Here is a 14,809-nt window from a genome sequence, read left to right on the forward strand (position 1 = left end):
ACTTTCATGAGCGGTTATAACGCAGTATCAGCAAAAAATACGGAGAATGCTTCGAACGGTAACGGTCTATATTCACAAAGCGTAGCTTTCTCTCATTACAATAATCTTTCAGCTCAATTGCCTGTCGATCCAAAAACAGGTAAATTGGTAGCTGGTGGTATAAAAGAGCAAGCTGAACAGTGCTTTAACAATATCAAGGCAATTGTAGACAGCATCGATCATGTTATGAGCGATATTGTTCGAATCACGGTATTCGTTAAGGATATAAAAGATGTTGACGCTGTAGATGAAGTTTATAAATCATTCTTCCCAACTTATGTTCCTGCACGTACAACAGTTGAAGTTGCAGCTTTGCCGATGGATGCTATGGTGCAAATTGAAGCACTTCTTTCTCACGGTGAAGGTTCAATTCCAAACGCTCCACAAGCAGGCGACCTCATAAAGCTTACAAACAACACGACAAATGCACCTACAAGTCCTCTATCTACACAAACCGTGGCTTTCTCTCACTACAATTATCTCTCAGCTCAATTGCCTATCGATCCAAAAACAGGCAGATTGGTTACAGGTGGTGTAAAAGAGCAGGCTGGACAGTGCTTAAAAAATATCAAAGCAATTTTAGAAAGTATCGACGTTCCTTTTGACGATATTGTTAAAATTACTATCTTCCTTAAAAACCTCTCGGATATTGAAGTCGTAAACAAAGTTTATACAACATTTTTCCCAGACACGGCTATCGCCAGGGCCGCAGCCTATGTACCTGCACGGACAACAGTTGCAGCTTCAGCTTTACCAATGGATGCTTTGGTACAAATTGAAGCAGTGGTGTCACACGGAGATGGTACACCCCCACAAGCTATTGAAGACAGGCATGGAATCATCATAAAGGCAAACAACATTGAAAATGCACCAAAGAGTTCTCTATCTACACAAACTGTAGCGTTTTCTCATTACAATCACATTTCAGCTCAATTACCTTTGGACCCGAAAACTGGTGAAATGATAGCTGGCGGTGTAAAAGAGCAGGCTGGACAGTGCTTAAAAAATATCAAGGCAATTTTAGAAAGTATAGACCACGTTATGGACGATGTGGTTAAAGTAAATATCTTCCTTAAAAATATCACAGATATTGATGCTGTAGACGAAGTTTACACAACATTCTTCCCAGGCGGTGTTCCTGCACGAAGAACACTTGGCGTATCAGCTCTACCTAAAGATGCTTTAGTCCAAATCGAAGCAGTTGTATCAAACGCTGAAGGAACACCTCCAAAAGCATAACAGGCATTTGTTTGTAAATACAAGAACTATCAAAGTTACTGGTTAATGCCGATGGTGAATGGGAAATCGTATATCCTATTCATAAAAAGGGGCCGTCTCAAATGAAAATTGAGACAGCCCATTTTTTAGTTGATTGTGAAATTTCGCCTAATTGCTCTGAGTATCGTTGCCATCGAACTCCGCAATCCCTACTGCTTTTTCCCCGATGTCACTATTCAATCCTTCTAGTTCGGATTCTGTAATAACTACAAATCGGTCAGCAGCGTATTCATAGCCCTTTACAAGTGTCTTGGAATCCACATAGCAGTCGGTGGAAAAGTCAGATGTATGATTCGGCAAAATCGTGGAACTATTAACAAAATGTCCAACAGGTAGCGAAACCATTCATGCCGGTTAATCCAATTACGGAACATCGAAATGAGAGTGACGGTTTACCGGAAATGCTGAAATCTAAATAAGGTCGTGTTTTCATTGGTTTCACCCTTTCACGCTGAGTATTTCGTTAAATACAAATTGTTCTTCTGCTAACGTTTCTATGCTATCAATGTGACAACTTAACTGTTATCTATGTACGCAATGCCGTTCAGCCATCCATAACGTTGCAAGATCGTACGCATTTGGTTTGCTAATATGTACCAGAACCCGTCAATCGCTGGTGCCATTAGATTTCCGGAGAATTGACTGGGTGAAAGCAGAGTAGCAACTGTTTAGATGGATTTTCAGCTCGTTGAACAAGCGCTGGGTAGTTGCTAGGCAACGATTACGAGCTATACTTCGATTAATTCATAGATACTTCACTCGTTTCTAAACTGTGAGTAGAAGTATTGGGGGAATGTAGTATATAAGGGGGAAATCGAGCGGTTAAAAGAATGGATTATAGGTAAGATTTTGATTGTGTGATTAAGAATAGAGAAAGTCGATTTTATAGTTAATAAAAATGAAATAGTCCGACATAGAAAAGACTTCATAAAAATGGGCTATTTCATTTCTGGATGATAAGTAATTTTGATGCCATGATTTATATAAAACCATATAAAACAGTACAAAAATTATCAGGTTGAATCATTCTCAAGCCTGTTCCCTAAAGGTTTTAACACAAATATATGTAAAGGTGAACGGATATCTGCTATAATTCATATAGTTAAAATAGGAGTGAACTTACATGAATCATGAACAGAGAGCGGCACGTCAAAAAAACATCCGGAATTTTTCTATTATCGCCCATATCGATCACGGGAAATCAACATTGGCGGATCGTATTCTGGAACAGACTCAAACGTTAACATCTAGGGAAATGAAGACCCAAACGTTGGATTCGATGGATCTTGAAAGAGAACGCGGAATCACGATTAAATTAAATGCAGTGCAGTTGACGTACTTGGCGAAAGACGGGCAGGAATATACATTCCATCTGATTGATACGCCTGGACACGTCGACTTTACATATGAAGTGTCGCGAAGTCTTGCGGCATGTGAAGGTGCAATCCTCGTTGTCGATGCGGCACAAGGGATTGAAGCGCAAACACTTGCAAACGTTTATTTGGCACTTGATAATGAACTTGAAATATTACCCGTCATCAATAAAATTGACTTACCAGCAGCAGATCCGGAACGTGTTAGAAAAGAAATTGAAGATGTAATCGGACTGGATGCATCAGAAGCGGTTCTTGCTTCTGCAAAAGCAGGTATTGGAATCGTGGATATTCTGGAACAAATCGTTGAAAAAGTCCCTGCCCCACAAGGCGATCCGGACGCTCCATTACAAGCGTTAATCTTCGACTCTCATTATGATCCTTATAAAGGAGTTATTGTAAATATTCGTATCATGGCAGGATCCGTCAAGCCAGGAGATAAGATCCATATGATGGCGACTGGTAAGGATTTCGAAGTCCTAGAAACAGGAGTCTTTACTCCGAAAATATCACCTAGGGATGAATTGACTGTCGGCGACGTCGGTTATTTATCGGCGTCCATAAAAAATGTCGGGGATACACGCGTAGGAGATACGATTACAAGTGTGAAAAACCCGGCAAGCGAACCTTTGGCTGGTTATCGACGCATGAATCCAATGGTGTTCTGCGGACTGTATCCAATTGATACATCGAAATACAATGAACTACGTGACGCACTTGAGAAGTTAGAGTTGAATGACTCTGCACTTGAGTACGAGGCGGAGACGTCTCAAGCACTTGGATTTGGATACCGTTGTGGATTCCTAGGCCTTTTGCATATGGAAATTATTCAAGAGCGTATTGAACGAGAATTCAATATCGATTTGATCACAACTGCGCCAAGTGTTATATACAATGTTGTCTTGACAGACGGTTCTGAAATGAAAGTGGACAACCCTGCAATGATGCCAGACGCACAAAAAATCGATTATGTCGAAGAGCCATATGTAAAAGCATCAATCATGGTGCCAAATGAGTATGTAGGTTCCGTTATGGAACTGTGTCAACATAAACGTGGTAACTTCATGACGTTGGATTATTTGGATTCGACTCGTGTCAATATCATCTACGAATTGCCACTCGCGGAAATTGTTTACGATTTCTTCGATCAGTTGAAGTCTGGTACAAAAGGGTACGCATCACTCGACTATGAACTGATTGGTTATAAACAATCGAAACTTGTAAAAATGGACATCCTCTTAAACGGGGAACATGTCGATGCATTCAGTTTCATTGTGCATAGAGACTTCTCATATGACCGCGGAAAAGCGATTGTTGAAAAATTGCGGAAACTAATTCCTAGACAACAATTTGAAGTACCTGTGCAGGCAGCAATCGGTCAAAAAATTGTTGCAAGGTCTACAATCAAATCGATGGGTAAAAACGTTTTGGCTAAATGTTACGGAGGGGACATCTCTCGAAAACGTAAACTTCTTGATAAACAAAAAGAAGGTAAAAAACGTATGAAACAAGTAGGTTCAGTTGAAGTTCCTCAAGAAGCATTTATGGCAGTATTGAAAATGGATGAAGATTAATTAATAAATGGAATAGAGGGCGTATAGCCCTCTTTTTTCCGTGTCTAAACGATAAAGCTGAGATCTTTGAGTCGATACTACCTCGGTTTGTCGCTGAGAGACACAGCATATTGTATTATGTAAGACTGGATTCCTTGAGCAATATTTTGAGTTTTTCTTACTAAAGAAAGGAAGTGACGGTATGAGGGGCATGTATATCCACATTCCGTTTTGCCATCAAATTTGTCATTACTGTGATTTCAATAAAGTATTTTTCAAGAACCAGCCTGTAGATGAATATATCGAATCGATAGGACAGGAACTATCTATCATGCATAATGAGGGGATTTCATTTAAAGAAGTCGAAACTGTTTTCTTAGGAGGCGGAACACCGACTTCACTATCTGAAAAACAACTCGAACGATTGCTTGAAATCATTCATGAATATGTTGATGTTAGTTCTTTAAAAGAATTTTCTACTGAAGCAAATCCTGATGAACTGACATTCGGGAAGTTAGCTGTTCTGAAAAATGGCGGCGTAAATAGACTGAGTATCGGTGTACAATCATTTGACGCGGAATTGTTGACGAAGATCGGGAGGACGCATAGTCCAGGTGATGCTGAACGAGTTGTTGGAGAAGCTAGAAAAGCAGGATTCGACAATATTAGTATTGATTTAATATACGGGTTACCGGGACAAACTATCGCTCAATGGCAAGATACGCTTATACAGGCGACTGCGCTTGACCTCCCTCATTATTCAGGATACTCCCTTATTGTTGAGCCGAAAACAGTGTTTTATAACTTGATGAATAAAGGAAAATTGCCGCTGCCGGGGGAAGATATCGAAACAGAAATGTTCACGATGCTAATTGAACATATGGAAAGCCATGGACGAAATCGTTATGAAATTAGTAATTTTGCAATACCTGGTCAAGAATCAATTCATAATCTCATCTACTGGGAGAACGCAACGTATGCAGGAATCGGTGCCGGTGCACATGGTTATATAAATGGAACCAGGTATTCAAACATTGGACCGATTGCAAAATATATTGAAAAGGCAGCTGCGGGTAATAGGCCGTTACAACAAACACATCTAGTTACAGAAACAGAAGCGATGGAAGAAGAGATGTTTCTTGGATTACGCAAATCAAATGGCGTTTCTCGTTCATTATTTCAAAAGAAATTTGGGAAATCGCTTGAAAATGTATACGGTGAAACGCTGCAATCTCTGATTGAAGACGGACTTGTCATGCAATTGGATGATACCGTCAAGTTAACAGAGCACGGTGTTTACAGGGGAAATGATGTGTTTCAACAATTTCTTAAATAATCGTGAGTCAATTCGTTGACACGACGATCTGTATTTGTTAAATTATCAGTAGCATTAGCACTCGTGGTTATAGAGTGCTAACAGGAGTGATGGCTATGTTGACGAACAGACAATTGCTTATATTGCAACTGACGGTTGACGATTTCATCGAATCCGCACAACCTGTCGGATCAAGGCAGCTATCCAAAAAGCCGGAAGCTCCTTTCAGTCCTGCGACAATTAGGAATGAAATGGCTAATCTTGAAGAGATGGGTTATCTTGAAAAAACCCACACCTCATCCGGTAGAATACCATCTGAAAAAGGGTACCGATTTTATGTCGATCATTTGATGACTACAGAAAAGCTAAACATGGAAGACAGTATCCATTTGAGATCTGTTTTTCGAGAGAAAATTGTCGAAACTGAAGAGTTGATACGTAAATCTGCAACAATTCTTTCCGATTTGACCAATTACACTTCGATTCTTCTTGGGCCAGACACTTCACTACATGCAGTGAAACGTTTTTCAATCGTTCCATTAGATCGGAAGACGGCTGTCGCTATTATCGTTACAGACAATGGCCGTGTTGAGAATAAGCTTTTCAATGTACCGGAAGGATTCACCGCGTCTGATATTGAAAAAATGGTGAACATCCTAAACGAACGACTGATTGGCACACCGCTTGTTAATATTCAAAAAATGCTAGTCGAGGAAACGAAAACGGTATTGGAACGTCATATCCATCACGCTGGCGACTTATTCGCCTCATTCCAACGGGCGATATCAATCGCACCGGAAGAACGGCTGTTTTTTGGCGGTAAAATGAATATGATGAAACAACCTGAATTCAATGATATCCATAAGATGAAAACATTTTTCGAACTGATGGATAATGCTGCACCGGCAATGACGTTTTTCCAAGAAGGTATGACAGGTATCCATGTCCGCATCGGCTCTGAAAATAATCACAATGCCATGGAAGATTACAGTGTGATTACAGCTACGTATTCAGCGGGCGACAATATGACGGGTTCCATCGCGATTATCGGACCAAAACGTATGGATTATGCAAGAGTCATTACTATGCTCGATTTAATGAGCAGTGATTTGTCCAGTGAATTGGCAAGGTTGACAATAGGCGGCGGAACGGCAGGGAGGAACGACCAATGACAAATGTAAATGATGAAATTGAAGTTAAAGAAGAATCAGTAAATGAAACGCTTGAAGATGGAATTGAAACAATCAATTCAGATGAAAATGTGGATTCGATTGAAATCATAGAAAACGGGAATGACACTACTGTGCAAGAACTGACAGAAAAACTACATGAAGAAGAGAACAAACGGTTGAGATTACTGGCAGACTATGAAAACTTCAAACGAAGGGTCTCCCTTGATAAAGAAGCAGCTCAAAAATACCGTGCTCAGAATGTAGTAACTAATCTTATTCCTGTTCTAGATAATTTTTCACGGGCATTGACTGTTGAAGCAAAAACAGAAGAAGTCCAAACGATGATGACGGGATTAGATATGATATACCGTACATTTGTCCAAGCTCTTGAAGAAGAGGGTCTCGTCGAGATCAAAGCACTCGATCAGGAGTTCGATCCTAATTTCCATCAAGCAATTATGACTGGAAAAGATGAAGATAAACCTGCAGGTATCGTACTTGAAGAATTGCAAGCAGGATATATGTTGAAAGACAGAGTACTGCGACCAGCAATGGTTAAAGTTAACGATTAAGAAGAATTACAATAAAAGAAGCACTATTTAATAGGAGGAATTTGATTATGAGCAAAATTATTGGTATTGACTTAGGGACAACAAACTCAGTAGTTGCAATTTATGAAGGCGGAGAGCCGAAAGTAATTCCAAATCCAGAAGGTAACCGTACAACACCATCCGTCGTAGCGTTTAAAAACGGCGAACGTCAAGTTGGAGAAGTTGCTAAACGCCAATCAATCACTAACCCGAACACAATCATGTCTGTTAAAAGGCATATGGGTACTGATTTCAAAGTTAAAGCAGAAGACAAAGAATATACACCTCAAGAAGTATCAGCGATGATTCTTCAATATTTGAAGGGGTATGCAGAAGAATACTTAGGTGAAAAAGTAACAAAAGCAGTTATTACTGTTCCAGCTTACTTCAGCGATGCACAACGTCAAGCAACACAAGATGCAGGTAGAATTGCTGGACTTGAAGTCGAACGAATTATTAATGAGCCAACTGCAGCGGCGCTTGCTTATGGTCTCGATAAAACGGATGAAGACGAAACAATTCTTGTATATGACCTTGGTGGCGGTACGTTCGACGTGTCGATCCTAGAACTAGGCGATGGCGTATTCCAAGTTAAATCTACTGCTGGAGACAACAAACTTGGAGGAGATGATTTTGACGATGTAGTCATTGACTTCCTCGTTCAGGAATTCAAAAAAGACAACGGTATTGATTTGTCAAAAGACAAAATGGCAATGCAACGTTTGAAAGATGCTGCTGAGAAAGCGAAAAAAGACCTTTCAGGCGTAACATCATCACAAGTATCACTACCTTTCATTACAGCAGGAGATGCAGGTCCACTTCACCTAGAAGTCACACTTTCTCGTGCGAAATTCGATGAATTGACTGCTCACCTTGTTGAACGCTCTATGGTTCCAACACGCCAAGCGTTAAAAGACGCTGGACTTGCTGCATCTGAAATTGATAAAGTAATTCTCGTTGGTGGATCAACTCGTATTCCATCGGTTCAAGAAGCTATTAAAAAAGAAACAGGTAAAGAGCCATATAAAGGCGTCAACCCGGATGAAGTAGTTGCACTTGGTGCGGCTGTACAAGGATCTATCTTAAGTGGAGATGTTACAGATGTTGTTCTATTAGACGTAACACCATTATCACTAGGTATTGAAACAATGGGTAATGTCTTTACAAAACTAATCGAACGTAACACAACGATTCCAACTAGCAAATCACAAGTGTTTTCAACAGCAGCGGATAGCCAGCCGGCTGTAGATATTCATGTTTTGCAAGGCGAACGTCCAATGTCTGCGGACAACAAAACGCTAGGTCGTTTCCAATTGACGGATATTCCACCGGCTCCACGTGGAGTTCCTCAAATTGAAGTTACTTTTGATATCGATAAAAACGGGATTGTTACAGTTAAAGCGAAAGATCTTGGAACTCAAAAAGAGCAAAATATTACAATCCAAGCAAGTTCGGGTCTAACTGATGATGAAATCGAACGTATGGTGAAAGATGCTGAAGCGAATGCTGAGGTTGACCAAAAACGTAAAGAAGAAGCAGATTTGAAAAACGAAGCAGACCAACTCGTATTCATGGCTGAAAAGACATTAAAAGATCTTGAAGGAAAAGTTTCCGAAGAAGATGTGAAGAGTGTGGAAGAAGCTAAGGAAGAGTTGAAAGCTGCACTAGAAGCTGCTGATTATGATGAAATTCGTACGAAAAAAGAAAAATTGGATGAACTTGTCCAACAAATGTCAATGAAATTATATGAGCAAGCTGCAGCTGAATCCGCTGAAGGTGCTGAAGGCACTTCTGAGCCTAAGGACGACGACGTAGTTGACGCTGATTTTGAAGAAGTAGACGACAAAGAAACTAAATAAAAGTATTTGTTGACGGAAAAGTCAAAGTCCGATATTCCGGCTTTGGCTTTTTCGGTTTTTATTGCCGAGTCCAAGCAGCAGCGGCTAGCCCTTTAAGCTAATATAGCGGAAGGGGAATGAACTGCATCTATCCTGCATTTCGGAGCTCACTGAACGCTTACGCTTTTAAGTTCGTAGTGATACAATAGTAAACATGCCAAAGTATTTCGGGAGAGTGAAATAATGAGTAAAAGAGATTATTATGACGTATTGGGCTTGTCAAAGTCCGCTTCAAAAGACGAAATTAGGAAAGCCTATCGATCACTTTCAAAGAAATACCATCCTGACTTGAACAAAGCAGATGATGCAGTAGAGAAATTCAAAGAAGTGACTGAAGCATATGAAGTGCTGAGTGATGATTCGAAGAAAGCAAATTATGATCAATTCGGCCATACAAATCCAAATCAAGGATTTGGTGGCGGAGGTGGCGCTGACGGATTCGGTTTTGATGATATTTTCAGTAGTTTTTTCGGTGGGAATACCCGTCGGCGTGATCCGAACGCCCCTCGTAAAGGGGATGACCTTCAATACTCGATGAATATTGACTTTATGGAGGCAGTTTTCGGTAAGGAGACTGAAGTTGAAATACCGAAAGAAGAAACATGCGATACATGTGATGGTTCAGGTGCTAAAAAAGGAACGTCAGCTAAAACGTGTACACATTGTAGTGGTTCAGGGCAAATCAGCGTTACACAAAACACGCCGCTCGGTCAGATGGTAAACCGTAGAGCATGTCACCATTGTCAAGGAACTGGTAAAATTATTCCTGAAAAATGTTCGACTTGCCATGGTGCAGGTAGAGTAACGAAAAAGAAAAAAATTAAAGTGACAATCCCTGAAGGTGTTGATGATGGTCAGCAGTTACGCGTATCCGGACAGGGTGAACCAGGTCATAATGGAGGACCTTCAGGAGATTTGTATATCGTATTCCGTGTGAGGCCACATGAGAAATTCATCAGAGAAGACGATGATATTTATCTGGAACTCAATCTTTCGTTCCCGCAAGCATCTCTTGGTGATGAAATCGAAGTTCCAACTGTACAAGGAAAAGTGAATTTGAAAATACCTGCTGGTACTCAAACAGGAACACGTTTCCGTTTGAAAGGCAAAGGTGTTAAAAACGTCCATGGTCGTGGAATCGGAGATCAGCACGTTATTGTAAAAGTGACGACGCCTAAGAAAATGACGGAAAAACAGAAAGAACTTATGCGTGAGTTTGCGGCGATTAGTGGGGATTCTCTTGATGAGTATTCAAGTTCTCTTTTCGATAAAATCAAACGATCAATCAAAGGCGACTGAAAGGGATGAATTCATATGAAGTGGTCAGAGGTATCTATTCATACGACACATGAAGCAACTGAAGCAGTAGCAAATATTTTACATGAAGCTGGTGCAAGTGGGGTCGTTATAGAGGATTCAGCGGAACCAGATCGAATCCACGAAGACCAGTACGGTGAAATATGGGCACTGGACAAAAATGATTTTCCTTTGGAGGGAGTCATTTTAAAGGCATATTTACCTGTTAATAGTTTTCTGATAGAAACAGTCAAAGATATTGAACTGTCAATCGAAGGTTTGTCAAAATTCGGATTGGATGTCGGTAAAAATGCTATTCAGATGAATGAAGTCGATGAAGAAGATTGGGCAACTGCATGGAAGAAGTACTATCATCCTGTTAAAATTTCTGGCCGCTTTACAATTGTACCAACATGGGAAGAATACGTTCCGGTTGAGTCTGATGAATTGATTATTGAGCTTGATCCGGGAATGGCTTTTGGGACAGGTACACATCCAACAACAGTACTGTGTCTGCAAGCGCTTGAGAAATACGTTAAACCTGGCTACACAGTTGTGGATGTAGGAACTGGTTCAGGAGTACTCGCCATCGGTGCGGCACTCTTAGGTGCATCACGGGTTCATGCGCTAGACTTGGACCAAGTCGCAGTAGTAGCCGCAAAAGATAACATCAAGTTGAATCACGTTGAAGGAACGGTCGAAGTGGTACACGGTAATTTACTAGAGTCTGTAAGAGAACCGACTGATATTATCATTGCAAATATTTTGGCCGAAGTTATCATTTCCTTTTCACAAGATGCTTATACCATTTTACCGGAGGATGGCCTATTTATTGTTTCGGGAATTATCGGCCAGAAACGGGACTTGGTAAAGGATGACCTAGTGAGTAAAGGATTTGAGATTATAGAGTCTGTCCTTATGGAAGACTGGGTTGCTATTATTGCGAGAAAAAGGAGCGTGTAACAATTTGCAACGCTATTTTCTGCAATCCCCTTTTGATGATGAAGGGATCGCGACAATAAAGGGCGATGATGGAAAACATATCACTCGTGTCATGCGGATGAATGTCGACGATAATGTCATTGCTGTTACGAACGGGAAGGCTTTTATTTCTTTAATTACTGAATTGCTACCGGATGGTGTAGTGATTTTGCGTACCGGCAATGCACTAAAGTCTAACGAAATGCCTGTTAACGTAACAATTGCCTGTGGTCTGCCAAAAGGCGACAAACTCGATTTAATTGTTCAAAAAGGAACTGAGCTTGGTATGTCTGGGATTCTACCATTCCAAGCTGAGAGATCCATTGTTAAGTGGGATGAAAAAAAAGGTGATAAAAAAGTTGAACGGCTTCGCAAAATTTCCAAAGAGGCCGCAGAACAATGTCATCGAACCGTTATTCCTGAAGTGGGGAACCCATTATCATTTCAGCAATTGATTGTGGAATCAAGGAAATTTGACGTCTTACTTTTTGCAGATGAAGAGGATGCGAAAAGTGGAGAGCCTCATAAAATTGCTGACCGTCTAAAAAATGTATATCATGAACAAACGGTGCTAGTTGTATTCGGACCAGAAGGCGGGTTATCGAGAACAGAAGCTGAAAATCTCCGTTCTGAAGGGTTTCTGCCGATTGCATTAGGTCCGCGCATCTTGCGGACTGAAACGGCACCATTGTATTTATTGTCCGCAATGTCATACGAATTTGAATGAAAGAGGTGAGCAGCTATGTCTTCGGTGGCATTTCATACGTTGGGCTGCAAAGTGAATCATTACGAAACCGAGGCAATCTGGCAACTTTTCAAGGAAGCCGGTTATGACCGCGGTGATTTCGAAAAGAACTCTGATGTTTATGTCATTAATACATGTACAGTGACGAATACCGGTGATAAGAAAAGCCGACAAGTCATTCGTCGGGCAGTCCGTAAAAATCCGGATGCTGTCATTTGTGTTACGGGTTGTTACGCACAAACTTCTCCTGCTGAAATCATGGCGATTCCTGGGGTCGATATTGTTGTTGGAACACAGGATCGGACCAAACTTCTTGGGCTCATTGATGAGTACCGTTCAAAACGTAAGCCGATCAATGCCGTCCGCAACATTATGAAAAACAGAGTTTATGAAGAACTGGATGTACCTGCATTTACTGATCGCACACGTGCGTCCCTCAAAATCCAGGAGGGATGTAATAACTTCTGTACATTTTGCATCATTCCGTGGGCTCGTGGACTTATGCGTTCGCGTGATCCACAGGAAGTCATCCGTCAGGCGCAACAGCTTGTCGATGCGGGATATCTTGAAATTGTTTTAACAGGTATTCATACAGGTGGTTACGGAGAAGATTTGAAAGATTACAATCTGGCTCGGCTGCTACGTGATCTTGAAACCCAGGTGATAGGACTGAAACGTCTTCGTATCAGTTCGATTGAAGCGAGCCAACTTACAGATGAGGTCATCGATGTCCTTCGTAATTCATCTACAATCGTTCGTCATCTGCATATTCCGATTCAATCCGGTTCCAACTCCGTTTTGAAACGTATGCGCCGGAAATATACGATGGAATTTTTTGCAGAACGTCTGGACAGATTGCGTGATGCACTGCCACAATTGGCAATCACTTCAGATGTTATCGTCGGTTTTCCTGGTGAGACTGAAGAAGAGTTCATGGAAACATACAACTTTATCCGTGATTATAAATTCTCTGAACTTCATGTTTTCCCTTATTCAAAACGGACTGGGACTCCCGCCGCAAGAATGGAAGACCAGGTTCCCGAAGCTGTAAAAAACGAACGTGTTCATCGCCTGATCGAATTGAACGATCAGCTGGCGAAGCAATATGCATCAACATTCGAAAATGTGGTACTCGAGGTCATCCCGGAAGAAAAGTATAAGCTTGATCCGGACAGCGGGTTATATGAAGGCTACTCGGATAATTATTTGAAACTCGTTTTTCCCGCTGATGAGTCCATGGTCGGTAAAATCATTCGTGTAAAAGTCGTGAAAGCAGGCTATCCCTATAACGAAGGACAGTTTGTCCGTGTTATTGAGGAAGAGGCACAACTCGTCTAAATCAGCTATCTAAAAAAGCTGTTCTTATCCATTTTGGAAGGAACAGCTTTTTTCGTGCAGAAACGAATGGTTCTTGATATGATATCAGAAGTACGGACAACTCAAGGAGGTATTCATTTGAATACAAATTATGCTACTTATATCGATCATACATTATTAAAAGCAGATGCTTTAAAAACAGAAATAACGACATTATGTGAAGAAGCCCGTAAATATTCGTTTGCTTCTGTCTGTGTAAACCCGGCATGGGTAAAAACAGCTTCAGCTGCACTTGAAGGTTCACCAGTTAAGGTTTGTACAGTCATTGGTTTTCCTTTGGGAGCGTCAACGTCTGAGGTAAAGGCATTTGAAACTGCTGATGCGATTGCAAACGGAGCAACTGAAATCGATATGGTCATTAATATAGGAGCCCTTCGCAGTGGTGATGATGCGGCTGTGGAAAAAGACATTAAAGCAGTTGTTAATGCAGCAAAAGGAAAAGCGATTGTAAAGGTTATTATTGAAACAGCTTTACTAGCTGATAAAGATAAAAGAAAAGCATGTGAACTATCGGTTCTAGCAGGTGCTGATTTCGTGAAAACATCAACCGGTTTTTCAACTGGGGGAGCGACAGAGGAAGACGTCAAGTTGATGAGAGCCGTCGTTGGACCTGAAATGGGTGTCAAGGCTTCGGGTGGAGTTCGAAGCTTGGAAGACATGAAGAAAATGATAGATGCAGGGGCTACAAGAATAGGTGCAAGTTCAGGCGTTCAAATCATGCAAGGGTTGGAATCTAAATCTGATTATTAATTTGAAAGTTTTATATTGACCTATGCTTAATAACGAGGTATAATTTATGAGTACAAGGCACTTGGTCTTGTACAAGAAGTGTGTTTGGAGGGAGGGACAAGAGATATGTCGAAAACTGTTGTTCGTAAAAACGAATCGCTTGAAGATGCTCTTCGCCGCTTCAAACGTACTGTATCCAAAAGTGGAACAATACAAGAGGTAAGAAAGCGTGAGTTTTATGATAAGCCGAGTGAGAAACGTAAAAAGAAATCTGAAGCTGCAAGGAAACGTAAATTCTGATTTCCTGCGATGATGAGTTCGATCTTGTTTTCAATTTAAAATTTGGTAAACCGGAAAATCCTTTATGGGTTTTCCGGTTTATTTGTATATGCTTGAGATAATTTACTACCTGTGCCAATCATGCGTATTAATATGCAAATCGGCTATGTAACACTGTGCACTT

General features: G+C 40.8%; 13 protein-coding genes. 12 read left to right on the forward strand and 1 reads right to left on the reverse strand.

All coding sequences use genetic code 11. The features are described from left to right. Positions 1-6 precede the first annotated feature (6 nt). A complete protein-coding gene (locus AC25Y6_RS04425; RefSeq protein ID WP_488142164.1) occupies positions 7-1,278 on the forward strand; it encodes a RidA family protein in 1,272 nt (423 codons plus the stop codon). 147 nt (positions 1,279-1,425) lie between these two features. Here AC25Y6_RS04425 and AC25Y6_RS04430 read toward each other — a convergent pair whose 3' ends face one another. Then, on the reverse strand, positions 1,426-1,578 hold the full coding sequence (locus AC25Y6_RS04430) for a hypothetical protein (protein WP_488142165.1): 153 nt from the start codon (positions 1,576-1,578) through the stop codon (positions 1,426-1,428). Between the two features lie 862 nt (positions 1,579-2,440). On the opposite strand from AC25Y6_RS04430, the gene lepA reads away from it, so the two are divergent. The 11 genes from lepA to rpsU all read left to right on the forward strand — a co-directional run bounded on the left by lepA (position 2,441) and on the right by rpsU (position 14,646). After that, entirely contained in the window at positions 2,441-4,264 is a 1,824-nt protein-coding gene (gene lepA / locus AC25Y6_RS04435) for a translation elongation factor 4 (RefSeq protein WP_482100764.1), read from the forward strand. Between the two features lie 181 nt (positions 4,265-4,445). Further along, a complete protein-coding gene (gene hemW, locus AC25Y6_RS04440) occupies positions 4,446-5,579 on the forward strand; it encodes a radical SAM family heme chaperone HemW (protein ID WP_488142166.1) in 1,134 nt (377 codons plus the stop codon). Positions 5,580-5,674: 95 nt separating this feature from the next. Next, on the forward strand, positions 5,675-6,730 hold the full coding sequence (gene hrcA / locus AC25Y6_RS04445; protein ID WP_482100762.1) for a heat-inducible transcriptional repressor HrcA: 1,056 nt from the start codon (positions 5,675-5,677) through the stop codon (positions 6,728-6,730). After that, a complete protein-coding gene (gene grpE, locus AC25Y6_RS04450) occupies positions 6,727-7,302 on the forward strand; it encodes a nucleotide exchange factor GrpE (protein ID WP_482100761.1) in 576 nt (191 codons plus the stop codon). The genes hrcA and grpE overlap by 4 nt, the downstream gene beginning before the upstream one ends. Before the next feature lie 47 nt (positions 7,303-7,349). Further along, a complete protein-coding gene (gene dnaK, locus AC25Y6_RS04455; RefSeq protein ID WP_482100760.1) occupies positions 7,350-9,179 on the forward strand; it encodes a molecular chaperone DnaK in 1,830 nt (609 codons plus the stop codon). A gap of 222 nt (positions 9,180-9,401) precedes the next feature. Further along, complete coding sequence (gene dnaJ / locus AC25Y6_RS04460; RefSeq protein ID WP_482100759.1) at positions 9,402-10,517, forward strand: molecular chaperone DnaJ; 1,116 nt, start codon at positions 9,402-9,404, stop codon at positions 10,515-10,517. A gap of 15 nt (positions 10,518-10,532) precedes the next feature. Continuing rightward, on the forward strand, positions 10,533-11,477 hold the full coding sequence (gene prmA, locus AC25Y6_RS04465; protein ID WP_488142167.1) for a 50S ribosomal protein L11 methyltransferase: 945 nt from the start codon (positions 10,533-10,535) through the stop codon (positions 11,475-11,477). Positions 11,478-11,481: 4 nt separating this feature from the next. Then, positions 11,482-12,222, forward strand: coding sequence for a 16S rRNA (uracil(1498)-N(3))-methyltransferase (locus tag AC25Y6_RS04470; RefSeq protein WP_488142168.1), 741 nt, complete (start codon positions 11,482-11,484; stop codon positions 12,220-12,222). A gap of 15 nt (positions 12,223-12,237) precedes the next feature. Beyond that, positions 12,238-13,578, forward strand: coding sequence for a tRNA (N(6)-L-threonylcarbamoyladenosine(37)-C(2))-methylthiotransferase MtaB (gene mtaB, locus AC25Y6_RS04475; RefSeq protein WP_488142169.1), 1,341 nt, complete (start codon positions 12,238-12,240; stop codon positions 13,576-13,578). Positions 13,579-13,656: 78 nt separating this feature from the next. Next, on the forward strand, positions 13,657-14,367 hold the full coding sequence (deoC, locus tag AC25Y6_RS04480) for a deoxyribose-phosphate aldolase (RefSeq protein WP_488142170.1): 711 nt from the start codon (positions 13,657-13,659) through the stop codon (positions 14,365-14,367). A 105-nt stretch (positions 14,368-14,472) separates the two neighbouring features. Next, entirely contained in the window at positions 14,473-14,646 is a 174-nt protein-coding gene (rpsU, locus tag AC25Y6_RS04485) for a 30S ribosomal protein S21 (protein WP_067208368.1), read from the forward strand. Positions 14,647-14,809 lie beyond the last annotated feature (163 nt).

This window comes from Sporosarcina sp. Y1004 (genome assembly GCF_057669665.1).

What these genes read in the sequence shown, in the direction of transcription:
- AC25Y6_RS04425 (WP_488142164.1), top strand. Translation starts at nt 7, where the DNA reads ATGAGCGGTTATAACGCAGTATCAGCAAAAAATACGGAGAATGCTTCG.
- lepA (WP_482100764.1), top strand. Translation starts at nt 2,441, where the DNA reads ATGAATCATGAACAGAGAGCGGCACGTCAAAAAAACATCCGGAATTTT.
- hemW (WP_488142166.1), top strand. Translation starts at nt 4,446, where the DNA reads ATGAGGGGCATGTATATCCACATTCCGTTTTGCCATCAAATTTGTCAT.
- hrcA (WP_482100762.1), top strand. Translation starts at nt 5,675, where the DNA reads ATGTTGACGAACAGACAATTGCTTATATTGCAACTGACGGTTGACGAT.
- grpE (WP_482100761.1), top strand. Translation starts at nt 6,727, where the DNA reads ATGACAAATGTAAATGATGAAATTGAAGTTAAAGAAGAATCAGTAAAT.
- dnaK (WP_482100760.1), top strand. Translation starts at nt 7,350, where the DNA reads ATGAGCAAAATTATTGGTATTGACTTAGGGACAACAAACTCAGTAGTT.
- dnaJ (WP_482100759.1), top strand. Translation starts at nt 9,402, where the DNA reads ATGAGTAAAAGAGATTATTATGACGTATTGGGCTTGTCAAAGTCCGCT.
- prmA (WP_488142167.1), top strand. Translation starts at nt 10,533, where the DNA reads ATGAAGTGGTCAGAGGTATCTATTCATACGACACATGAAGCAACTGAA.
- mtaB (WP_488142169.1), top strand. Translation starts at nt 12,238, where the DNA reads ATGTCTTCGGTGGCATTTCATACGTTGGGCTGCAAAGTGAATCATTAC.
- deoC (WP_488142170.1), top strand. Translation starts at nt 13,657, where the DNA reads ATGATATCAGAAGTACGGACAACTCAAGGAGGTATTCATTTGAATACA.
- rpsU (WP_067208368.1), top strand. Translation starts at nt 14,473, where the DNA reads ATGTCGAAAACTGTTGTTCGTAAAAACGAATCGCTTGAAGATGCTCTT.